The organism is Leptospira haakeii, assembly GCF_002812045.1.
Classification (GTDB): Bacteria; Spirochaetota; Leptospiria; order Leptospirales; family Leptospiraceae; genus Leptospira_B; species Leptospira_B haakeii.
In genome coordinates, this window is record NZ_NPEG01000001.1 from 241,098 (window position 1) to 263,952 (window position 22,855).

The following is a 22,855-nucleotide window of genomic DNA, read 5'->3' on the forward strand; positions in this document are numbered from 1 at the left end:
TTTTCCTCTCTTCCGGTTCGGATATTATTCTCCGAAACATATAATATGAACCGTCCTCTTTCCGTTTTTCTTTTCTCTATGTTTCTTCTTTTCTCTTCAAATCTTCTTGCTGAGGAAAGAATTGTGGAGGGTAAACTTCTTCAATTCGGTAGAATGTTAGGCACAGGAAACGATTTCATCCAGGTGCTTTCAAACGATTTAAGCCCCGAACTTTCCAGACTTCATAACCAAACTATTCGTGTTCTTTGCCAGATGAGGGGAGAAAATTGCGACCCAGTACGTTATGAGACCTATCCTTTTTCGGAATCCAAGGGTCTTGCGGATTGGACTTTAAAAAGAATCCCGAATTACGTAAATAGAGGTTACTTCGCTTTTAATCCGACCGTAACTCCAGATGGGCAATCCATCTTCTGGACTGTGTATTCTAGCAAGGGTAAGTCAGGTACTCAAAGGATTTGGTTTGCGGAGAAGGACGATAAAGGTTTCTGGAGAGATGGTAAAGAGATGCCTGCTCCTTTGAATAATGATCTGAACTCTGCAGTGATCGCGGTCCTCCCAAGTAATAATGAATTATTCGTTTTTGGTTCTTTCGGTGATGACGAAGCTTCTCATAAGATACAAGTCGAGTTCCAAGAAAAAAGGGAAGAACTGAGAAAAAATACGAGAGACGAGATGGAATTCCGCTTAAAGGAAGAACAACTCGCTTACGAATATCTTCGCAAACTCACTCAGCTCCAAAATAAGGCAACTGTTCCATTATATAAAAGTTATAAAGAAAAAGGGAATTGGTCTTATCCGAAAGCGATTAAGTTTCCCGATTTTTCAAATATATACTTGAAAAATAACACTTCCGTTTTCGGCGGATCCACTCTTTCTTCTTCCGGAAGGATACTGATCTATTCTGTCCAACAACCTGATTCTTATGGCAAATTGGATCTATACGTAAGCATTCAAAAAGCGGATGGTTCTTTTTCTCTTGGTAAAAATTTAGGAGAGATTGTAAATACTGCTTCTGAAGAGACTGCTCCATTCTTAGCGGGAGATGATAGGACTTTATATTTCTGTAGCGATGGCCATAAGGGTCTTTCGGTATATGTAACCAAAAGAATCGGAGAAGGTTGGGACAATTGGACTAAACCGGTCGAGGTCTCTGCCAATTTAAAAGGTGTGAACTTCTTCTCTATTCCCGTAAATAGCGACTGGGCTTACGTAAGTAAAGAAGGCCAACTTTACATGGCTTATCTTCCCCGTGATTTCCGCCCGAACCCTGTTGTGGTGATCAACGGGAAAGTTTTGGATGAAGAAGGAAATCCTTTAGGCGCAGAAATACATTACGAATCCTTAACACGATTGGAAAAAAGGGGAAGTGCCAAGAGTGATTCTAAAACCGGTTTTTTCAGTTTAGTCCTTCCTTATGGTGAAAAATACGGTTTTTATGCGGAGAAACCCGGGCATCTTTCCGTTTCTAGAAATATAGATCTTACAGAATCCAAACAAGAAGACGCAAAGTTAGATGTTGAATTTCGTCTTCCAGCCCTGGCAGTGGGCCGACAAATCCTTCTGAACAATCTATTTTTTGAGACAAACAAATTCGAGATCTCCAAGGATTCCGAGCCTGAGTTAGATCGTTTGGCGAACTTTTTAAAATCGAATCCTAAACTCAAAATCTCCGTCGAAGGCCATACGGACAATGTAGGCAAAAAAGAGCGTAACCTAGAACTTTCAGAAAACAGAGCAAAAGCGGTGGCAGATTATTTGATCTCCAAACACGGGATCGATGGCGAAAGAGTTAGGACCCAAGGTTTTGGAGACAGCCAACCAATTTCTTCCAACGATAACGCTTCGGACCGTCAAAGGAATAGAAGAGTTGTGTTACAGATTGTAGACTGAATTCGTTCGGTTCCTTTTTTGTAGCATTCCTTCCTTAAATTCAGGTTTTACCTTGTATTTTTGTTTTAAAAAAGGATTCTAATCCGGAATGAAAATAGCGGTCATCGGTAGTGGAATCGCCGGCTTAAGCGCATCTTGGTACTTGGGCAAAGAACATGAAGTCTCTCTTATAGAAAAACATCCTTTGGTCGGTATGGATGCTCACGGTACCGATCTTCTCTCCAACGGACATTCTATCCGAGTGGATGTTCCTTTCAGAGCATTCAAACGTAATTATTATCCCTGTCTTTTGGATCTTTACAAAGAAGCGGGGATCGAAGTAAGACCTGTGGATTATTCGTTTTCCTTAAACTACGGAGACGGCACCACTTACTTCGGTTTTTCTACTTTGGGTATCGGAGGCAATTTTGTTCCGATACCTTATTGGGTTTGTTTTTCCAATAAAACTTCTAGACGAATTTTTTCGGATGCGATCCGTTTTTACGAAGAATCAGAAAGAGAACTCCAATCATTAGAAGGAGAACAAATTACTATCTCCGAATTTTTAAGTAGATTCGGTTATTCGATAGAATTTGAAGATCTGTATCTGATCCCTATGTTCTCTACGATCAATACATGTACTTCTGAAAGTGCTAAAAATTATCCTGCAGAAGTGGTAATCGGTTATCATTCCAGCGGTTTAAAATTTTTAAGATTTTTAACTCCTGAAAAAGGGACCAGAGACGTTACTGAAAAACTTTCTAAAAGGACTTCTTCTGTTCGCTTAAGCACTGATCCTAAAAAAATTGTTTTAGAAAAAGATAAAGTAAAATTGATTTTTAAAAATGGAGAAGAACTTTTCGACAGAGTAGTTGTCGCCGCTCCTGCAAACCAAGCCATTTCCATTCTTCCTGATGAATATTCAAAAGAGAAGGTATTACTTTCTAAACTAAAATACGAAGCTTCCGAAGTAGTAGTCCACTCGGACGAAAAATTTATGCCTAAACAAAAAAGACATTGGGCGCCTATGTGTTTTTCGCTTTCACAAGATAGTTCCACTGCGACTGCCACTATTCTTCTGAATAAAGTTCTTCCTTCCATGAAAGGTAAGGCCGTATTCCAAACTTGGAATCCACTTGTGGAACCGAATGAAAAAGATTTTATCAGTAGATCCAAATTCGAAAGACCGGTAATAGATATTGCTTCCAGAAAGATCCTAGAAGAGTTGAAAGAGTTACAAGAACTCCCAGGTAAGAAAGTATGGCTCTGCGGTTCTTATGCTAAGTATGGAATGCCACTTTTAGAGGCGGGAGTTTCCACTTCTCTGGATGTCAAAAGATGGATAGAAGGTTCGCTTAGATCTTAAAATTTACTCAGGTTTTCTGACCTTATAGATCCAATATTCGAAATGTTTTTTGATCGTTTCCGAGCCGAAGTATTCTCCTAACATCTCGTATCTTCCTGCGAGTCTTTTAGGGATCTTTTTTTCTGATTTAATTTTTTCTAATATGAATTGGGAAAATCCGGGAAATACGAAAGGGTCTATCCTTTCTAAAACTTCGAAATTGAATCCTAATGCGGAATATTCTGAGACGATACCTTCTACCTTTTTAAGATCAGAAGACATTTTGGCCATCTTGGAGATCAAATTTCTTTTGAAAGTTTCCCAATAAGAGATTTTTCGATCTGAGAATAATATCTCCGCAGATACGAATACTCCTCCCGGTTTTAAAATTCTATAAACTTCGCTAACCAATCTGTTTCGATTCGGTATAAAATATAAACTGTCTAAGGCAAGCACCACATCAAAGGTTTTATCCTCGAATTCTGCTAAACCTTCTATACTTCCTAAAATCAAATTGGGAGAGCTGCCCCTACCCTCATAACGTCTTTTTGCGAATTCAATTTGGATCTTGGAGATATTGATCCCGTAAATATTCGAAACATTTACTCCAAATGTATTTTCCCAAATCTTAAATTGATCTCCGCATCCAAATCCAAGATCTAAAAGTTTAGAATCCGGTTCCAATCCTGCCAGAGTTCCCAAATGTTCCGCTAAATTGGCGCAAGCAGTACCGTATTCTTTCGTATTCTCCCAATACCCTAGGTTGGCCCAGGATTCTCCTTCATCGTTCAAATATAGATGAGAAAGATCCGTAGGAATTCCTTCTCTTCCGAATAATAACCTGACCTTGGGCCAGATCTCAGACTTTGCAGGAAAAGAAGAATGGTGGCGAAGAGAAATTTCTTTTTTATAAGGCAGGTCTTCCATGATTCCTAAGTCTTCGGTTGCCCAAAGCAAAACTTTATTGGACATAGAATTTACAAACTGTCTACCAGAATCGTTCTTTATTTGTCCGTTCCTTAATCCTTTCGGATATGTTTTATGCCGACATAAGAGAGTGAGATCCGGGCAAAAATTCCCAAAAAAAGTCCTTTTCTTTCCCTAACTTACGGCGGAAAACCTACCGACGGACCTTATGAACATCAAAGATCGTATCCTTGGAATTTTAGCTGCACTCCTCCAATATTCTAGAACAAACTGGAGATCCATCCTTAAATACTCGGTCATTTCCGGGATCGTAATACTTTCATTTCTGATCGGCGGATCTTACGTTGTATGGCTCACCAAACAAGAAGAAGTCGCCCGAAATTTAGAAACCTTCCAGAGAGAAGTTTCGGATGCATATGATCCGAATGAGATCAAACCGATCCGCATCTTGGACAAGAACGGGAAATTGATCGGAGAGTTCTCTCGCAGAAAATTCAGACCAATCCGTACTGATAATCTAGCAAATCATGGAAATATAATATGGGCTCTTCTCAGTTCAGAGGACAGGGATTTTTACGAACATAATGGTGTAAATTTTACTGCGTTACTTAGAGCGATCATAGTCAACCTAACCACTTTCCAAAAGCAGGGAGGATCTACTCTCACCCAACAGTTAGCAAAACTTACTTTAGATCTGGGAGCACGAAATGTATTCAATAAACTCACTGAGTTTTACTGTACATTCTACCTGGAAAGTAAGTTCGATAAGAATACGATCTTAGCAATGTATCTAAACCGTATCTTCTTGGGAGAAGGAAATACGGGAGTAGAAGAAGCTTCTCGCTATTATTTTAATAAACCTGCATACGAATTAACTCCTGCTGAAGCGGCTCTACTTGTAGGAACAATTCCGGCTCCTTCTAACTATAATGCTGTCAGAAATCCTAAAATAGCTCTTAAAAGGCAGAAGATGGTAATGACCGTTATGGGCAAAAACCAAAACCTTCATCCAAATCCTAAATCTATTGAAAGGGATTTTGAGAAGAAGGTAGATGCAAATATCCGCAAGTTCAGATCCTTTTACGTGGTAGAGGAAACAAAGGAAGAAGAGGATAAAGTAGTCATTACTTCCGAGATAGGCAAGTATGGTTTCGATAAAGATTTTACGATCAACCTTGCTTCTGATTTCAATTTTGGGATCCGCCAATTCGTGATCGAGAACTTCTCGGAGATTGACCTGGAAAGCCGTGGTATGAATGTTTATACCACATTAGATTATGATAAACAAGAAGCGGCAGAACGTTCTCTCAGAGAAGGAATAGAAACAGTTCGCAAAAAACTTTCCGAAGATAAAGCAAATTATATAAAAGCGGGAAAAACAGAAGAAGCCGCTAAACAAAATAAGATCATAGAGAATATGAACGGAAGTTTGATCTCCATCAATCCCACAAACGGATACGTAGAAGCAATGGTTGGTAGTTACAAAATTTCCAACATATTCCGACTAAACCGAGCGGTTTCCGCAGTGAGACAACCGGGTTCCGTGATCAAGGGACTTGTATATCTGATGGCATTTGAAAAGAGGATTGCTACTCCAACTTCTATCGTTGTGGATGAGCCTATCAAGATCAGAGGTTATGCTCCTAAAAACTGGTACAAAGGCCACAGAGGTGCAATGCAAACTAGAACTGCATTTGCTCAGTCAGTGAATACTATCGCAGTCAAGTTCATGGATGAGATTGGCGTTGGCGATTTTATCCATACTCTCGGAAAAATTTTAGACCTGGATAGTTCGGAATTAAGCAGAAGGTTCCAACATAATCTTACATTAGCACTTGGCTCCGGAGAATTATCTCCTAAAGAGTTAGCAACAGTATATGCAACGATCGCTAATAACGGTAAAAAAGTAAAACCTGTGGAAATACTTAGGATCACTGACTTTGAAGGATCAGAACTTTATGTAAACCTTCTACCTGATCCAAAAGAAGCGGAACAAATTTTAGATCCTGTAGCCTGCGCAATGACCTTAAACTTATTAGAAGCAGTGGTTTCTGAAGAAGGTACACTTAAGATCGCTTTAAAAGAAGGAGAAAAATTTCCGCTAGGTGGAAAGACAGGAACGGTTCAATCTCCTAAAGAAGCACAAAAACGTTGGGGCTCCAGAAAAGGAGTAAGAGACGTTTGGTTTGCAGGTGTGAATCCAAATTTAGTGACTGCAGTTTGGGTTGGAAATGATTTGGGCGCTCCTTTCCCAGGTTCAGGTTCAGGAACAAGCGGTTCTATTTGGTTTAGATATGTTTCACATGTAGCCAGAACATTAGGTTTTGGCGATAGTCTTATCACTCCATTTAACGGAGATTATGTGAAAGTGGATATATGTGCTGAAACAGGCGGACTTTTATCAAACGAAGTAGAATGTAAACATCCACTTTATGGACAGTACTATTACGTGGGAGACCAACCTGGCGGAGGCGCTCCTACTCCTACAGTTACCCAAACAGAAGGAGGCACTCCCACAAACGGTTCTGAGGAAGCGCTTTCCGGAGAAGATGCAGTGGAATTAGAACTTCCTGAAATTAAGGAAGATCCGAACGACGATTAGGATCTTTCGGTAAACGGTCCCCTACTAGATATAATTCAAATGGGGACCATAAAAAGATCCAAGGAGCATCTTCAGATAAAAGTGAAAATGCTTCTTTGATCTGAGGACTTATATTTGTTTTATCAGTAGATCTGATCTCTTGGAAAATTTTTTCCATTTCGGGGTTAGAGTAGAAGGCCCGATTCCCTCCGTTCCCAAATCTATCTCCGGCAAATAACGGATCCAAAAATGCGAATGGTCCAGGTAGATCTGCATACCAAAATAATAATGTTAGATCTCCCTTTCCTTCTCCATTCTCTTTATATAATGCGGCCTTTTCCATAGGAAGGATTTTGATCTTCAATCCTAACTCTTTTAGGTTTTGGACAATAGCAGCACCATTTGCCTGATTCTCCTCGTCTCCCCTCATCCTAAATTCCAAGTCTCTTTCTAAAATTTTAGGATAACAAACCGACTTGGATAGAAGTTCTTTGGCTTTCGAGAGATCATAAGGATAAATTTCTTCGGAAGAAGTCCAGGTATCAGAAAGTGATTTTGGGAACGGGCCTACGGAAACTTCTCCTTTTCCTTCTAATAAGACCCGGATGATTGTACGTTTATCCACGGAATAATTTAATGCTTTTCTAAAGTTCTTATCGAAGCAAGGTTCCTTTGCATTGATCGCAATGTATTGTACTCCTCCTCCTTTCCGAACAGAGATATGATCTTCCTTTACTAACGAGTTTTTGAGAAGAAAAACAGGCAATTTCATCAGATCCAATTCGTCTTTGAAATATAAATACAATCCTGTACTTGCTTGAGGAAGAACTCTAAACAGAATTTCAGAACCCAAATCGTTCGGATGATTAGCAACTAATCTAAGATGATTATTCCTTTTCCATTCTGCTAATTTAAAATCGCCGCAAACCAATTCAGCTGGACCACAATAAATCCATGCCTGAGGTAAAGAAAGTTTTTCTAAAGTTTCTCTGAGACCCCCTTCGAAATATATTTCCAAACTGGAATCAGAGAAAACTTTTCCACCTTTCAAAAAAGAATATGTGCTCCTTCTTGGACCTGGAGTATTTCTTAATCTTTCTAATGATCCAAGAACTGTTTGAGCGCTTACATTCGATTTCGAATCTGTGTGAAGTTCCAAGATCAATCTTCTGATCTTGGATGACGGACCTTCTGCCAGCTTATATGATTTTACTAAAGAAGGAAGAATTGTACCTTCTCCATTGATTTCAAAAAGTCTAGGGTAGATATATTTTAGAACAATTCTGGAAGATAAGTCGGTAGATCTGATCGGGTCCAAAGAGATTGGATCAGAAGCTAGTGAAAATACCAGTTTTTCGGGACTTCTCTCCGCTTTTCCACAATCATAAAAAAGAAGGGACAAAAGAAGGAAAGCCAGAGAAAAGGTAAGAGTCGGTTTCGGTCCGACCTGAAACCGGGAAGAGACCGAGTCTAGAAATCTAGGATAAAACATTCCGGACCTATGAACGTCTATAGACGCCTCTTGGGGTATTCCTTCAAGTATAAATACAGATTAATCACCGGGGTCGTACTATCCTTTTTTGTATCCATACTCAATGGAGCCTCTCTCACTAGCGTTATCCCAATTTTCAACGCGATCGGAAAAGGTGGAAAAGCCGACTTTCAAATTTCACTCACCAAAAAAGAAGGTATCGCATTAAAAGATAGGGAAGAAGGAAAAGAATTAGAAGCGATCCAAAAGGTAGAAGCCCTGGTCGCAGATATAAAGATCAAGACCAACTTTTATCTAACCACTCTTCCTAAAGATCAGCTAGTTTTAATTTTTTGTTTATTCATATTTCCGATCTATCTAGCAAAACTTTTATTCTTAACAGGTGCAGTGTATTGTATTAACTCGGGCGGTTATTTAGCGGTCCGAGATTTACGATTAGAACTTTATTCTAAGGCGCAAGAACTTCCTTTGAATCATTTCGTACAAGAGAAGACTGGGATCTTTATGAGCCGCATCGTAAACGATGTAGAAGTTTTGGCCAAACTGATCAGCTCGGATCTGAAAGATGCCGTGGTGGATTTTTTCTATATCATCACACATTTGCTTATTCTTCTCTTCTTAAGTTGGGAAATGTTCATCGCGGTTTTAGTCGTAGTCCCTTTGATCATGGGACCGGTAACTTCTTTCGCAGATAGGATCCGAAAAGCGACTCGTAATCAGCAAGAAAGATTGTCTGCGTTAAACGGACATTTACAAGAAGTGATCTCAGGTATCCGAGTCATCCGTGCATTCTCAATGGAAAAAACGGAAGCAGGAAGATTTTGGGAGATCAATAATGATCTTTCGGACAAAACATTCAAAGGACATTTCTATCATCAGATTGGTCCTTCTTTAGTAGAACTTTCTAGCTCCATAGTTGCCGTAATATTTTTAGCTTTCGGTGCTTATTTGATCGAACTAGAAAAATTGACCTTAGGTCATTTTATGATCTTCTTCTTAACTTTGGTATTTTTAACCAGACCATTCAAGCAAATGGGAATGTTATCCAACTCCATCCAAAGTGCGGTCGCTGCCGGGACCAGAGTTTTTGAAATGTTGGATAGTGAGACGGATGTAAAAAATCCTCCGAACCCTATTTTTCCTAAAAGACTTTCTAAAGAATTAAAATTCGATTCAGTAGGCTATACTTATCCTGGAGCAAAAAGTCCCGCCTTATCCGACTTAAATCTTTCTATTCAAAAAGGATCCACAGTTGCGTTAGTCGGGTCTTCCGGTGCAGGAAAATCAACATTGGTGGATCTTATACCAAGATTGATCGATCCAAGTGAAGGTATCATTACTTGGGATGGAACAGATCTCAGAAATTTAGATTTGGCGTCTTTGCGTAAAAAAATCTCCATCGTCAACCAGCAAGTATTCTTATTCAACGGAAGTATCCGAGAGAATATCTGCTACGGAACAGAAAACGTTACGGAAGAAAGGATGAGAGAAGTTTCGGAACTTGCATTTGCAACTGACTTCATTCTATCTTTCGAAGATGGTTTCGATACAGTAGTGGGAGAAAGAGGTGTGATGTTGTCCGGCGGACAAAGACAAAGGATTTCCATTGCAAGAGCACTATTGAATAATCCTGAAATTTTGATCTTAGATGAGGCAACTTCCGCTTTAGATACAGAATCGGAAAGAGTAGTTCAACAAGCGCTCGAGTCCTTATACAAAAACAGAACTGTTATCATAATCGCTCATAGACTTTCTACCGTTCAGATCGCAGATACTATTTTCACGATGGAAGGCGGAAAGGTAGTGGAATCAGGATCTCACTCAGAATTGATCCGCCTCGATGGAAAGTATAAGAAATTATACGAAATGCAATTCGCAGAATCTCCGGTTTAAGAAAAGAAGATGATCTCTTTTGGAAAGATCCTATTTTTTCCGATCCTATTTTTACTCAGCCTCATCTATAGGATTTTATTTTTTTTAGACAGAAGTTTTAAGAAAAAAAGGACCTTACCCTCCTCCGTAACGATCAGTGTAGGAAATTTCAGCGTAGGTGGAACGGGCAAAACACCTTTTACTCTTCATCTTTCCAAATTACTTCATTCTAATTTTCCGAGTATCCCAATCTTAATCTTAAGTAGAGGATACGGTTCTTCCGGAACAGGGACAAGAAGAGTCAGCGAAAATTCTTCTGCCTCCGAAGTTGGGGATGAACCTCTTCTTTTAAAAAGAAATCTTCCTTTTGCAGAAGTATATGTAGGAAGTAACAGATATAATTCTTATCTGCAATTTAGATCCGAAAGCAGAATACCAAATGACCAAAAGGTATTTACACTATTGGATGATGGATTCCAACACCATGCCCTAAACAGAGATTTAGATTTAGTTTTATTAGATTGTACCAAACTTTCTAAAGCGGAATTTGTTCTTCCTTTAGGTTTATTAAGAGAATCCTACAGTTCAATATCTAGGGCAAATTTTTTAATCGCTTCTAAGTTTTCGGAAGAATGGGAAGATCTACTTTCTAAATGGGTCCGTAAATATAAACCTTCTCAAACTTTAAAATTTAAATTTTCTCCCGAAAAGTTAATTCCACTTTCTCCGGGAGCATCCGAAGTTTCCCTTAAAGATCTATCAGGCAGATCAATATTCGGTTTTGCAGGTTTGGGAAATCCAGACTCGTTTTACTCTTCTTTAAAAGATCAAAATCCATCCCAGTTAAAGACTAAATCCTATCCGGACCATTATTCTTATACAAAAGAAGATCTAACTCATATTTCTGAAAAATCTTCCGACCAAGATTACATTATCTGCACGGAAAAAGACGGGGTAAAGATCACTTCGCTTATTGAAATGGATCAGAATTTTTCCAAATGGTTTTATCTCAGATTAGAAACCGTTCTGGAAAATGAATCTGAGTTAGTAAATTCGGTCCGTAGTTTCCTCTAACCAAACTATAAATACCGCAATGTAGTATTTGTTATACGATAACCGCTCTTAGTTTTCGGGCATGTCAATTTATTGCTTGAATCTTACTTTCATCCCGAGGATTCTTTCCCAGAATTCGAAACTGAATGGGACCTAGATAGGAAATGCGAAGACTAAAAGATAGAATCAAAGCGGCAATTTTCTTCGGATGTATGATCTGCTCCCTAACTTCTGTCCATCCAAACGATCAAGTCATCTATATGAAAGACGGAAGAGTGATCACGGCAGAGATCATTTCCCAAACTGCATTCAAAATGGTGATCAAATTACCTGATGGTTCCACAAAGGAAATTTCAAAACAAGATATCAAAAGAGTGGCGTTTAAAGAAGCCAAAACTCCGGAACCTAAGGATAAAACTCCTGTTGGACCTCCTACACCTACTCCCGAAGAAATTACAAAACAGCAAGAAGAAGATTCTAAAAAACAAGCAGTCTTAGATGAGAAGGCAGAAAAAAGAAAAAAACAGATCGAAGAAGCAAAACGAAATCGTCTAGATATATTCTTAGGAACGGGATCCGGAACAGTAAACTTCCAAGGAGCGAATTATTACGACAGTGTAATTGCAGTAGGAAGTAGCTTGGGCCAAGACAGCGGTAAATTCGAAATTCCGACAGAACCAAAACCTAAAAGTGGAAAAGCACATTCTTTAGAGATCAGGTATTCTTGGAACAGATTTGTAGGAGAACTTGGTGCAAGTTCCGCAACATCTACCGCAACCCAAAGTATTACCGGAATAGATGGTCCGAGCAGCGGGACATTCCCAAAATTTATCCGTGGAAATTATGATGTTTCCATGAAACACGCTTATGGAAATTTTTCTTACTCAGTATATCCACATCCTAAATATGATATTCGCCCTGTGATCGGATACCACCAGTTCTGGACGAAAACGGAAAATTCAAATTCGCTAACTCTTGGTACAGGAGTAGCACCAATATTTAGTGACCAATATTTCGGAATTGTACCTACTTCCATTGCAGAAGGTTTAAAAGGTTTCTCCTACGGAGTCCAATACGATGTAAAATTCGAAAAGTTCGAGATCCGCGCTGGACTTCATATTTTACAAATGAAAGGTTTCGGAACTTACGATCGACAACTGAATGCTTATGCACCTGTTAGTGGTCAAACCCAAGCAGAAGATATAACTGTGTACAATAAATGGGTCGCAAAAGGAGCGATCATTGATCTGAAATTTTTGTATCCTTGGAAATACGGGGTCAGCTTCTGGATGGGGCTAAATAGTATGAGTTGGACTTATACAATGTCCGAAACAGCCTTGAGTGTCGGTAACGGAGATTCTTCCGGAGTGGATCCTCAAAGTTATCCATTAGGAAAATTATTGTTCGAATCTCTTATCGGCCCTGGAGCCCTCAAAGAAACAAAGTCCACCACAATCCAAATTGGGGCGACCTACTCGTACGACTTTAACAAATAAAATCGTCTAATTCTTCGAAATGTTTTATCTGAAACGAATTTTCGTTTTAAGCCTTGTTGTTCTCATTCCAATAAATATTTTTTCCGAAACACAATATGTGTATATGAAAGATGGAAGAATTCTCAAGGGTGAAGTTCTTCACCAGAGTGCTGACAAAATCAAATTCAAGGACGAAGAAGGAAAAGAAGAAGAAATACTGAAACACTCTATCAAAAGAATCATTTTTAAAAATGCCGAGGCAGAATATAAAAGACAAAAGCAGGAAGTAGAAGCGAGACTAAAGAAAGAGCAGGAAGCTAAATTAAAACGTGAGAGAGAAATCAAAATAAAACGTGAGCGAGAAGCAAAACTAAAACAAGAGCGAGAAGCTAAGTTTAAACAAGAACAGGAAGCTAAGTTAAAGCAAGAACAGGAAGCCAAGCTTAAACAAGAACAGGAAGCTAAGTTAAAGCAAGAACAGGAAGCTAAGCTTAAACAAGAACAGGAAGCTAAGCTTAAACAAGAACAGGAAGCTAAGTTTAAACAAGAGCAAGAAGCTAAGTTTAAACAAGAGCAAGAAGCTAAGTTAAAGCAAGAGCAAGAGCAAGAAAATAAACAAATCGTAACCGAAGAAAAACCTAAATCAGAAACTCAACCTTCGCCGATTGCGGAATTTCATAAACTAGAAATCCTTGCAGGCATTGGCAGAAGCCAATATGAAAGTCAGGTCCCGAATTTTCATCGAGGAGTAGAAGGATACGCGACCATATTAGGAGGCAACGGAGGATTTTTTAATAGTGCTCCCACTCGTAAGGACTCGGACGCAAAAACGATCAATCTCAGATATTCCTGGAAACGTTTCGTAGGAGATATCGGCGGATCACATATGAATTCCTTGGAATCTACGACTAGCGTAGGATATATAGTCTATCCGGATCTTTCTTCAAATGTGGTGAGCCAAGGAGCATTTACAGCTCAGGCTCCTTTACATACGATCAGCTACAAACAGATAAATGCTCAAATTTCTTATTCGGTATATAAACATTCCCTTTTCGAAATCAGACCTATTTTAGGTTATCATAAAATATGGCAAACAGGAAAGGATAATTCTACTTACGATATTTCCCCTAAAGATCCGAATAATTCCAACAGTGTGGATTGGGCAATCCGATACGGAACAAGTTTCAGCGATTATTTAAGCGGTCCGTCAGTCGGTTTCGCAATCGAATCCAAATGGAATGAAAAATGGGAAACTCGCTTTGAATTACAAAGGCAATTTTTACATGGAAATTCAATCTATACAAGGGATCAAATAGCGTTTCTCCTTGGGGGAGCATTCGAAAATAGGACCGCAGTTAATAACGAATGGAAAGTGGATGGTTTGAACGTTTCAGGAAAATTGATCTATCATTGGAAAGATTCTGTCTTCTTCTGGTCCGGATTTCAATATTCAAAATTATCCTATAAAATGGAAAGCTACGGAGGAGATCTGAATTTAAGCGGAGATCCGGTTTCTGCTTATGTAACTTCCCTTTTAATCCAATCTTTAACCCAAGGGCTTGCAGGAAATTCCACTGCAAAAGCAATTTTCATAGGAGCCGGATATTCTTTGGACTTCTCTAAAAAAGAAACTCAGTGAATATTCCCGCAGACTATACAATCTTTTCGTCGAATTGTTAAGATAGATCTAAATTCCATAAACTTAGAATCTACTTGTAAAATTTTACCGAATAAGCCTGATTCTCTCTCGGAATCATTTAATAAAAATTGAATACTTTCGGTGGCTTGGATGGTGCCTATCATTCCAGCCATACTACCTATCACTCCTGCATCCGCACAAGAAGGCACATGTTCGGGAGCCGGAGGATTCTCATAAACACATCTAAAACAAGCGTCCTTTCCGGGGCGAACTCCCATCACCATTCCTTCAAAACGAAGTACACCTGCTGTGATAAAAGGGATTTTCTCCCTTATACATATATCGTTCGTCAAAAACTTAGTATCGAAATTATCGGAACCTTCTAAAACCAGATCGGACCCACTTAATAGGTCTTTGGCATTCTCCCTATTAAGTCTAGCATGTACACCCTCTATATTTATATAAGGATTTAAAGATCTAAGGTTTTCGGAAGAAGCTTCTGATTTGTGTCTTCCTATATCAGAATGTTTGAATATGATTTGTCTTTGTAGATTTGTAGTTTCGACAATATCGGAGTCTATAATCCGGATATTTCCTATTCCGGCAGCCCCTAAATACAACAAAGCCGGAGATCCAAGACCCCCGGCTCCGATTACCGTTACTACGGATTTTTTAAGTTTTTCCTGACCGCTACGTTTAACTTCGTTTAGAAGAATATTCCTGGAATAGCGACTCAGTTCCGCCGGACTCAGCACCGAAAAGGATTAACCCTTCAGCTTTTTAGTGAGAACGTTTAAGAAATCGGAAACAAACTCATCGGATCTACGGTTTTTATCCGCAAACTCAAGAGCTTCTTTTGCAGCGTCTTCTGCCTTCTCATTTTTAATCACAATGTTCAGGATAGAAACGAGAGCAGTATAAACGATATCTCCATTATCAGAGCTGATCACTTTGTTTTTCAAAGCGATTGTAGTATCACCAGCTTCTCCAATTTGGCCCAAAGCAATTCCTGCAGGAACTGCAACTTTAGGATCGTTGGAGCGGTTCAGAAGATTGATCAGTTCTGGAACTGCTGATTTTTCTTTTTTATTTCCCAAATAAAGTGACGCTTCGATTTTTTCCTGATCGGATCCACTGGAAAGTGCCTTGATATGATCTTCCGTACTTTTTTCGGCAGAAACCGAAACTGTAAAGATAAGAGTGGCGAGTATTGCGAGCGTAATGGCGCTTTTTTTCATGATCTCCTCCTGTAACCGAGGAATCTTCCCTCGGGAGCCAGGATCGTCAACCCAAATAAATGGTTCGTAGGAATCGCTCGACCTTTTGATGATGGATTCGGAATGCAATTCAGTCTTCCCGAAATCCGTCCTAAAGAATGGATCCACAGAATTAAGGAGGAGTTTTTCCCTCCTAGGATCTTGGATAAGTATGTATTCTCAGAGTTTGTAAAAATATTTATCGGGGCTTTGATCACATTAGGATTTTTGGCCCTTATGTCTTCCTATAGTGATATCAAAGGTGATATGGCTTCCTCCAAGGGTGGAAAGATCCACGGCTGGCTTTTCATTCTATTCCGACTTCCTCAGATGCTCATCCAGTACATCATGAACATCGCCATACTATTCTCCGTTTCTTTTAGTGTAGGTCAATTCTCGGCGAACAAAGAATTAGTGGCCATGATGGCTGCAGGTATTTCTTTCCGAAGGATTGTAACCCCGATAGTAGCATTCAGTTGTGTACTTTGGTTCGCTGCATTCTTCTTAAAACAAACCGTTGTAGCTCCTTTAAATGCAAGAGCAAACGAAGAACATAAAATGTTAAAAGAGGGGGACCAAAATACGTTAGTGGGAGTGGTCTACCAAAAACATTTCAAAGGCCAAGAAGGTTTTTATTATATTTATTATTACGATACAAAAGAAGAAGAGATCAAAGGTGGATTCAATTATATCCGCCTGACCGAGGAACAAACCCCTGATTATCTTTTAGTAGCTCAAAGAGCAAAGTTTGATTATCAAAAAGAAGTTTGGATCTTGAAAAATGTAGAAGAAACCAAATTTGACGATGAACTGCAAGTAGTCTCCGTACAGAAATTTACGGAGAAAGAATACACACTTCCCGAAAAACCTGACTATTTCAAAAAATTAAAAGGTTCCGTGGAAGAAATGAATTTTTTCGAACTTTCAGAAGAGAAAGAAAATCGTATTCGTAAAGGTTTATCCTATGGAGATGTGGATATTGCAAAACACACATTATTTGCGGAGCCTTTGCTGATCGTTGTCTTAACTTTAGTGGGATGCGCCAGTGGATTTTTTACCAAAAGAATGGCGATTGTTTCCTCTCTTGGTGTGAGTATCGGAGTTGCACTTCTTTATATGGTCATGGACCCTTCTTTCAAATCATTAGGAGAGAACGAAGTTATCCCTATCTGGCTTGCAAGTTGGATCACCCCGATATTATTCCTATCAGGACTCTACGTAATTTATAAAAGACTCAAAGTTTGATCGAAAATAAAAAAGCCCCCGGACAGGAGGCTTTTAAAATTCTCTCTCAAAAAGAGAATTCAAATTTTTTAATATTATTTTCCACCTTTAGGTGTAACAGTCGCTTTTGGAACAATCACTCTTATATTATTCTTTTGGATCTTATATCCTCCTGAAACAGTGACAATCCCTTTGAATAGATCAGAAGTATCTGTAATTTTTGCCATGAACCAGCTTCCGGTCCTTGCTTCTTCCTTGGATTCCGGAGCTCTGTATCCGTCTTCTGTTCCCATATCGAACATGATCACTTTTACTCCCAACTTCAGATCCTTGTCAGTAGCAAGTCGAGTCATGTAAAAGTTTTTGGTCCAATACTTCTTACCGTCAGTCACTTGTAGGAACTCCCCTTCTCCCTTTGTTTTGGTGGCAGAAGCGGGGGTCATTTCCTTAGCGATATAAACATTGATATAAGTTTGGTCATTATATTCTTCCCTGGAAACAAAATAGTCGTCTGGCTGGATGTAATGATCATCCTCTTCTGCAAACGCCCCAGTAGCAAATAAACTTAAATACAAGGCAAAGATGGATACTACCTTGAAGATATCGGTTCTTTTTTTCATCGTTCAACTCCGTGTAAACCTATTCAATTTTTATCCCGAAAAACCTTTTACGAGACAATTTGTGAATAATTTATTTCATTTGGGAGATGTCAACGTTTCCAAAGCGGCTGGGATTTAAGCGTAGAAGGTGAACATGCCGCTTAAACCATGAAAAGCTCAGTTATTCCTATTCGGATTTTTTTCCGAAAAAACTGAACATTTTGAAAAAAAATTCATTGGTTCTCTAAAGTTTGTCCGATACTTAGTACAGATATGCCTAGGGAGTAACCGCTTAGATGCGACATAAACTCTTTGGAAAATGAAGAATCGGGTTTATCTACCGATTTTCCAAAGGTTCGCCGGTACACCGAAAGGAGGGTAAGAACATGGACGTTCAACTTACGAATCTAGTCTCATCAGCAGAGAAACTTCTCCGCGACAAGAGATCTTCCGTTCCAGGAAGAACGGGAGTGCCCTCGGAAGCCCAGAACGCAGCCGACAAAACCGAGTTTTCTAGCAGCTTGACCTCTAGATACTTAAAAGTTCAGGAAACCTTGGGGAATCTCCAAGAACAACTTTCCAAGGAACAAATGAAACTCGGAGTATTGAGCGAAGCTAAGAGCACACCTAAAGAGGAATTAATCAATGTCCTTTTTGGAGAAACTCCTTTGTTCAGAGAATTGGTAGAAAATCCAAATCAGGATCTGAACCAATTGAGAGAGCAGGTCCAAGTGAAGAAGGACCAACTAATGGATTCTATACGCAAATACGAAGTTGAATCCGAGAATGTGCTCTCCGTCGGAATGCTTAAGAATCCTGAAAATTTCCGGAAATCGATCGAGAACCTTTCCGGCAAAGATATTCAGATGAAGCAGCTCTCCGAGAAAACGATAGAAAGACTGATCCAAGATTAAAAAGCTCTTGCGGGCGCAGATCTTAAAAGGATGCTGTGGCTGCAATGGCGCTTAAATTCCGGATCTTATTATTATTACTCCTACCTCCATTGTATCTTTCTTTGGTTGCTCAGACCTCAGATCCATATCATTATGTTCTAATCACCTCAGGCGTGTTAAACGTTAGAGAAACTCCTGAAACCGGAAAGATCATCTTCACCTTGAACAGGGGAAACAAGGTCAAAATCCTTCCTGACGAAACAAAAGGGCCGATCGATTGGAGCAAGATCAAAGCGGAAGACGGTAGAACAGGTTTTGTTTCCAGAAAATATTTAGGACTCACACCGCCTGACACATTGGATGAATACAAGTTAATCGGATTTGTTTGGTCCGGATACGATCCAAAAGATCTTCCTACTTTTGTTCCTCTTGCATTCTTCAGTCCAAAGGGTTGGCAAGAAGCAAAAGACGAATACGAATTCGATTATAAATTCAGAAGTGGTGTGAATACTTCTCTTCCTTCTTTTTCTTTGTTAGAAGGAGATAAAGGCCCTTCCTTTTCGGCTTCCTCGCCAACTACATACGGATGCCAAGAATTCCCAGCGTTAAAGGTAAAACCTACAGGAGATATTAAGGCCAAAAAAGATTGGTTGGTATACTCTCCGGATCTAAAGTTACAATCTATTCCACTCCAAGAGTTACCTAAAACGGATCCTGATTATACTCTTTTCAAAAACTTAGCAGAAACCACTTGGAAGGCGAGAGGATATCCTGAAACAGAATGGCTTCATTCTACAATGGAAGAAGTGTACTCCTTCAAAAATAGTAAGAAGGAAACTTTCCTTTCAGGCAGGATCGCGTATCATAAAAAAGGCGCCGAAAGAAGATATCTTTACCTACTCGGACGTAAGTTCGGAACAGACAGAGTTTTGATCTCCTACGAAAAGTCTGAAAAACTTACGGAAGAATTAGGATTTTACGGCGGTTCCTATCATTTGATCGGAGTCATCTATAGGGAAGAGGACCCGGTGCCTATATTATTATTTACTGATATAGGTTACGACTCTTCTATCAAATCTTTGTACGAATTGAAGAACGGGACTTTGCAATTATTATTAAGAGGAGCAGGGGACGCCTGCTGACCTTCTTCTTTTTCCCGCCGTCATTATAAACGGCGGGAGTTCGATTTTTATTAAACCTTAGAAAGAGCAGCCACCAGATAATCGGTATATCCTTTTTCTCCAGGAGTATAGAAGAGAGAAGCATCCGGCTCCGCAAGAGGAATACCCTTCTCCAATCTTTCTACCAAATCCGGATTTGAAATAAAGTTACGACCGAATGCGATTAAATCCGCATTCTTTTCTTTCAGATCGGAATTTGCACGATCAGGATCGTAACCGCCTGAAAGAATATAAGCTCCGTTCGGATTTCCAGATTTATAGGATTCTCTGATCAAAGCGACTGTAGAATCTTTTGGCGCAGGAGCTCCCATAGAAGAATGGTTCACGATATGAATATAAACTAGTCCAAGTTTTCCTAAAGAAATCGCAAGATCCTTGTATTGCTCTTCTATTTCATTATGAATTTCTAAATCGTTAAATACACCGTAAGGGGAAAGTCTGATCCCTACTTTGTCCGCACCGATAGCCTCTACGACTGCAGTAGCAACCTCTAGAGCAAATCGATTTCTTTTTTTCCAATCTCCACCATATTCATCGGTTCTATGATTTGCACTTGGATGTAAAAATTGTTCTATCAAATATCCGTTAGCACCATGAAGTTCCACTCCATCAAATCCTGCTTTGATCGCGTTCTCTGCTGCGTTTACATATTCTCTGATCGCAACTTGGATATCTTTTGAATCCATTTCTCTTGGAGAAGAGTAAGGTTGATTTCCTTCTGCGTCCGTCCAAGTAGTTCCTTTTAACCCGATAGCGGAAGGTCCTACTAATTCCGCGCCCTTAGGAAGATTGAGATGATTCCCTACTCTACCGGAATGCATAAGTTGAACGAATATTCTGCCTTGTTTTGTATGCACCGCATCCGTTACTTTCTTCCAACCCTGAACTTGCTCTTCTGAAAAAATTCCAGGGATCCTTGCGTATCCTAAACCGTTAGGAGAAGGAGAAACACCTTCCGTAATCAGTAAACCGGCACCTGCTCTTTGTGAATAATATTCCACCATCAAATCGTTTGGAATATTTCCAATCGCTCTTGATCTAGTCATTGGAGCCATAACTACTCTATTTTTTAGCTTATTCTTTCCTAATGTATATTCGGTAAATAATAGGTTCATTTCTTTCCTCGGATCTTAGACAGGGAAATACTTCATGAGTGAACCTTTTTTATATAAAGCACTAAAGAAAAGATAAGAAGAAGGTGCCGAATTTCCCGCCGACCTAAGTTCAGCCGGCGACTCACAAATACAATTAAGGACCGAGTAGATCTACTGTGTCTTTATAGAATTGTTTCATTCTTTGGTAAGAAGTTTCGGGAAGTTTTCTATCTTGGTCATTGTTTATATATTTTTTAACAGGTAATAATCTGAACTGGGTCTTAGATCCAGTCCTGTCTATATAAACCCAAACCGGCTCGTAACTTATATCAGAAATATTTAATTTATCGTTTTCTTTGGATAAAGAGAATTTGAGGATAAGTCCCCCATCTACGTAACGTCTGTCCTGCCCGGAGATAAAATTACCCAAAGAATAAATATAAAATCTTTCTTTTGAGACTCCGAATTTATCCTTAATCGTTTTTTTACCGAATTTTTGCAGCGTGTGAGGATGACCGCCCAAGACTATATCTGCCCCAGAAGAAAACGCATGATCCACCATCTCTACTTGGAAAGGGTCCGGTTGGTGTAAATATTCCGTTCCATAATGATACATTACGATAATTGCATCCGGCTTGGACTTTTTCGCCAAAACAATATCCGCAGCGATCTGATCCTTATCGATCAGATTAACTACTGTGCCAGCGGGAATTTCCAAACCGTTGGTTCCATAAGTATAATCCAAAAATGCGAGGTTCAGGTTTCCGACAGGGACGAATAATATTCTATTTTTCTCATATTCTTCTTTGTCCTTGTAAGTTCCTAGATGTTTTAAGCCCAATTGGTCCAATACGGAAAGAGTTCTTACAACTCCCAACCTTCCCTTGTCGCAGGAATGGTTATTTGCAGTGGACAACACATCGAAACCTATATCTTTAATCGCCTTTGCAAGGGAATCCGGCGCGCCAAATTGGGGGTAACCGCTATATTGTTTTGGATCTCCCGGAAGAGTGGTTTCTAAATTTCCAACGGCAAGATCTGCTTCTGAAATCATAGAAGATACTTCTTGGAATACTTCGTCGAATTTCCAGCAATCACATTCTTTATCGTAAGCCGTATCTATCTGAGTTTGGTGAGACATGATATCTCCAACAGCTACAATTCGAACTGCATCAGTTGGAGAACCAGTTTTAACGTTCTGTGAAGAACAAGGGATCGCAAAAAATGCAATCCCCAAACAAAAGATACAGCTTCGGATCATTTTTTAGGTTCCGGAGGTAAGGCTTCTATTAAAGAAAATCCTTTTGAGATCGGTTTTCGGTTTCGAAGAAGTATCGTTGTATATAGAACGTTTTCCTTATTTAGCCAAGTTTTCAGATTGTCTAAAGATTGGATATTATAGTGGAAAGGAAACTCTCTCGGAAACATTTCCCCATCCGGAAATCCGTATACCTTGGCACCTTTAGTAACAGTACGGATCACTAAGGTTTTAGAATCTCCATACAAATTTAGGAAATTTTTTCTCATTCCTTCCGGATATCTGAAATATTCTTCTGCATTAGAAGTATATAAAATGCGGATTGGGATCTCTAATTCTTTTGCCTTTTCAGAAATAGAATTTATCGTCTTGTCTCCCAATAAATTCCCATCAATTGCGATTATTTTTCCTTCTAAGACCAGGTTTCTTAAATGATCATAATCTTTTGTATCATTATGGAATGAAGTAAACTCAGGATATACTTTAGAGATCTTATGCAAATCCCCTAATCGTTGAGGGACAGCTCCCTTTCTAAGAGCGATCTGATAAGACTTTAGAATTACTTGATATTCCGGATCATTCGAAAATCTTTTTTCAATAATAGGAAGCACATCGTTCTTATTTTTAGGATCCCAAAGTTTTTCATATTCCGGATAAGTAGGAGAAATTTCTATAAAATGTAAATGAAGTCTATTGATAGAAACCGTTACTGGATCAAAATCGAAAAGATAAGCAAATTCACTTCTTGCCCAAGCGATCAAAGTTAAATTCTGATCCGTCCCGACCCCCATATATCCACCACCTAAACCCACTACTCTGGATTTAAACAGGTCCAATCTTCTTTCATTGGAGGAAGGATAATGTTCCGCATGAAGATGACGATCCGCAGGGGGAGTATCGATTGCTGCAAGTTGTAGGCCTTCTCTAGTTAATGAAGCCTTTCTCCCAAATACTGAATGATCTCCCTGGCCTTGACCGGCAGAACAATCTATAAGATAGAAGACCGAACAAATGAATAAAACCGTTAAGAATAGATTTCTTTTATTTTTGTGTAAAACGACCGTCTGAGGTCCTTTTTTTCTCATGAAATTTCTGCA

At 39.3% G+C, this 22,855-nt stretch carries 18 protein-coding genes; 10 read left to right on the top strand and 8 right to left on the bottom strand.

The features are described 5' to 3' along the window. Window positions 1-45 precede the first annotated feature (45 nt). Window positions 46-1,890, top strand: a complete 1,845-nt coding sequence (locus CH377_RS01235) for an OmpA family protein (RefSeq protein WP_100722025.1) — start codon at window positions 46-48, stop codon at window positions 1,888-1,890. Between the two features lie 88 nt (window positions 1,891-1,978). After that, entirely contained in the window at window positions 1,979-3,235 is a 1,257-nt protein-coding gene (locus CH377_RS01240) for an NAD(P)-binding protein (protein ID WP_100722026.1), read from the top strand. A 3-nt stretch (window positions 3,236-3,238) separates the two neighbouring features. On the opposite strand, the gene CH377_RS01245 is transcribed toward CH377_RS01240, so the two are convergent. Further along, window positions 3,239-4,186, bottom strand: coding sequence for a class I SAM-dependent methyltransferase (locus CH377_RS01245; RefSeq protein WP_243401922.1), 948 nt, complete (start codon window positions 4,184-4,186; stop codon window positions 3,239-3,241). 163 nt (window positions 4,187-4,349) lie between these two features. Between CH377_RS01245 and CH377_RS01250 the strand changes: the two genes are divergently transcribed. After that, window positions 4,350-6,743 carry a transglycosylase domain-containing protein gene (locus tag CH377_RS01250; protein WP_100722027.1) on the top strand — a complete coding sequence of 798 codons (2,394 nt, stop codon included), beginning with the start codon at window positions 4,350-4,352 and terminating at the stop codon, window positions 6,741-6,743. Here the strand turns inward: CH377_RS01250 and CH377_RS01255 are convergent. Then, window positions 6,718-8,214, bottom strand: coding sequence for an ABC transporter substrate-binding protein (locus CH377_RS01255; protein WP_100722028.1), 1,497 nt, complete (start codon window positions 8,212-8,214; stop codon window positions 6,718-6,720). The two genes, CH377_RS01250 and CH377_RS01255, sit on opposite strands and share 26 nt — an antisense overlap. Before the next feature lie 9 nt (window positions 8,215-8,223). On the opposite strand from CH377_RS01255, the gene CH377_RS01260 reads away from it, so the two are divergent. The 4 genes from CH377_RS01260 (at window position 8,224) to CH377_RS01280 (ending at window position 14,253) form a co-directional block, all read left to right on the top strand. Next, window positions 8,224-10,107, top strand: a complete 1,884-nt coding sequence (locus CH377_RS01260) for an ABC transporter ATP-binding protein (protein ID WP_165780439.1) — start codon at window positions 8,224-8,226, stop codon at window positions 10,105-10,107. A 9-nt stretch (window positions 10,108-10,116) separates the two neighbouring features. Further along, the gene (lpxK, locus tag CH377_RS01265) at window positions 10,117-11,160 is read left to right on the top strand and encodes a tetraacyldisaccharide 4'-kinase (protein WP_100722029.1); all 1,044 of its coding nucleotides are present in this window, start codon (window positions 10,117-10,119) and stop codon (window positions 11,158-11,160) included. Between the two features lie 191 nt (window positions 11,161-11,351). Further along, window positions 11,352-12,635: an LA_0442/LA_0875 N-terminal domain-containing protein gene (locus CH377_RS01270; RefSeq protein ID WP_243401923.1), complete on the top strand. Its 1,284-nt coding sequence runs from the start codon at window positions 11,352-11,354 to the stop codon at window positions 12,633-12,635. 19 nt (window positions 12,636-12,654) lie between these two features. Then, window positions 12,655-14,253: an LA_0442/LA_0875 N-terminal domain-containing protein gene (locus CH377_RS01280; protein ID WP_423789900.1), complete on the top strand. Its 1,599-nt coding sequence runs from the start codon at window positions 12,655-12,657 to the stop codon at window positions 14,251-14,253. On the opposite strand, the gene CH377_RS01285 is transcribed toward CH377_RS01280, so the two are convergent. Both CH377_RS01285 and CH377_RS01290 read right to left on the bottom strand, forming a co-directional pair. Then, complete coding sequence (locus tag CH377_RS01285; RefSeq protein ID WP_100722031.1) at window positions 14,247-15,008, bottom strand: HesA/MoeB/ThiF family protein; 762 nt, start codon at window positions 15,006-15,008, stop codon at window positions 14,247-14,249. The two genes, CH377_RS01280 and CH377_RS01285, sit on opposite strands and share 7 nt — an antisense overlap. A 9-nt stretch (window positions 15,009-15,017) precedes the next feature. After that, window positions 15,018-15,491, bottom strand: coding sequence for a HEAT repeat domain-containing protein (locus CH377_RS01290; RefSeq protein ID WP_100722780.1), 474 nt, complete (start codon window positions 15,489-15,491; stop codon window positions 15,018-15,020). Between the two features lie 102 nt (window positions 15,492-15,593). Here CH377_RS01290 and CH377_RS01295 point away from each other — a divergent pair, with 102 nt between their 5' ends. After that, entirely contained in the window at window positions 15,594-16,754 is a 1,161-nt protein-coding gene (locus tag CH377_RS01295; protein ID WP_100722032.1) for an LptF/LptG family permease, read from the top strand. 74 nt (window positions 16,755-16,828) lie between these two features. Here CH377_RS01295 and CH377_RS01300 read toward each other — a convergent pair whose 3' ends face one another. After that, window positions 16,829-17,353: a hypothetical protein gene (locus CH377_RS01300; RefSeq protein ID WP_100722033.1), complete on the bottom strand. Its 525-nt coding sequence runs from the start codon at window positions 17,351-17,353 to the stop codon at window positions 16,829-16,831. Between the two features lie 365 nt (window positions 17,354-17,718). On the opposite strand from CH377_RS01300, the gene CH377_RS01305 reads away from it, so the two are divergent. Both CH377_RS01305 and CH377_RS01310 read left to right on the top strand, forming a co-directional pair. Continuing rightward, window positions 17,719-18,246 (top strand): LIC10415 family protein, encoded by a 528-nt coding sequence (locus CH377_RS01305; RefSeq protein ID WP_100722034.1) that lies wholly within the window; start codon window positions 17,719-17,721, stop codon window positions 18,244-18,246. A 35-nt stretch (window positions 18,247-18,281) separates the two neighbouring features. Then, on the top strand, window positions 18,282-19,367 hold the full coding sequence (locus CH377_RS01310) for an SH3 domain-containing protein (protein WP_100722035.1): 1,086 nt from the start codon (window positions 18,282-18,284) through the stop codon (window positions 19,365-19,367). Window positions 19,368-19,417: 50 nt separating this feature from the next. Here CH377_RS01310 and CH377_RS01315 read toward each other — a convergent pair whose 3' ends face one another. The 3 genes from CH377_RS01315 to CH377_RS01325 all read right to left on the bottom strand — a co-directional run bounded on the left by CH377_RS01315 (window position 19,418) and on the right by CH377_RS01325 (window position 22,843). Beyond that, on the bottom strand, window positions 19,418-20,521 hold the full coding sequence (locus CH377_RS01315) for an alkene reductase (protein ID WP_100722036.1): 1,104 nt from the start codon (window positions 20,519-20,521) through the stop codon (window positions 19,418-19,420). Window positions 20,522-20,654: 133 nt separating this feature from the next. Then, window positions 20,655-21,761, bottom strand: a complete 1,107-nt coding sequence (locus CH377_RS01320; RefSeq protein ID WP_100722037.1) for a CapA family protein — start codon at window positions 21,759-21,761, stop codon at window positions 20,655-20,657. Beyond that, window positions 21,758-22,843, bottom strand: coding sequence for an LIC_10091 family lipoprotein (locus CH377_RS01325; protein WP_100722038.1), 1,086 nt, complete (start codon window positions 22,841-22,843; stop codon window positions 21,758-21,760). Before CH377_RS01325 ends, CH377_RS01320 begins: the two co-directional genes overlap by 4 nt. Between the last annotated feature and the right edge of the window lie 12 nt (window positions 22,844-22,855).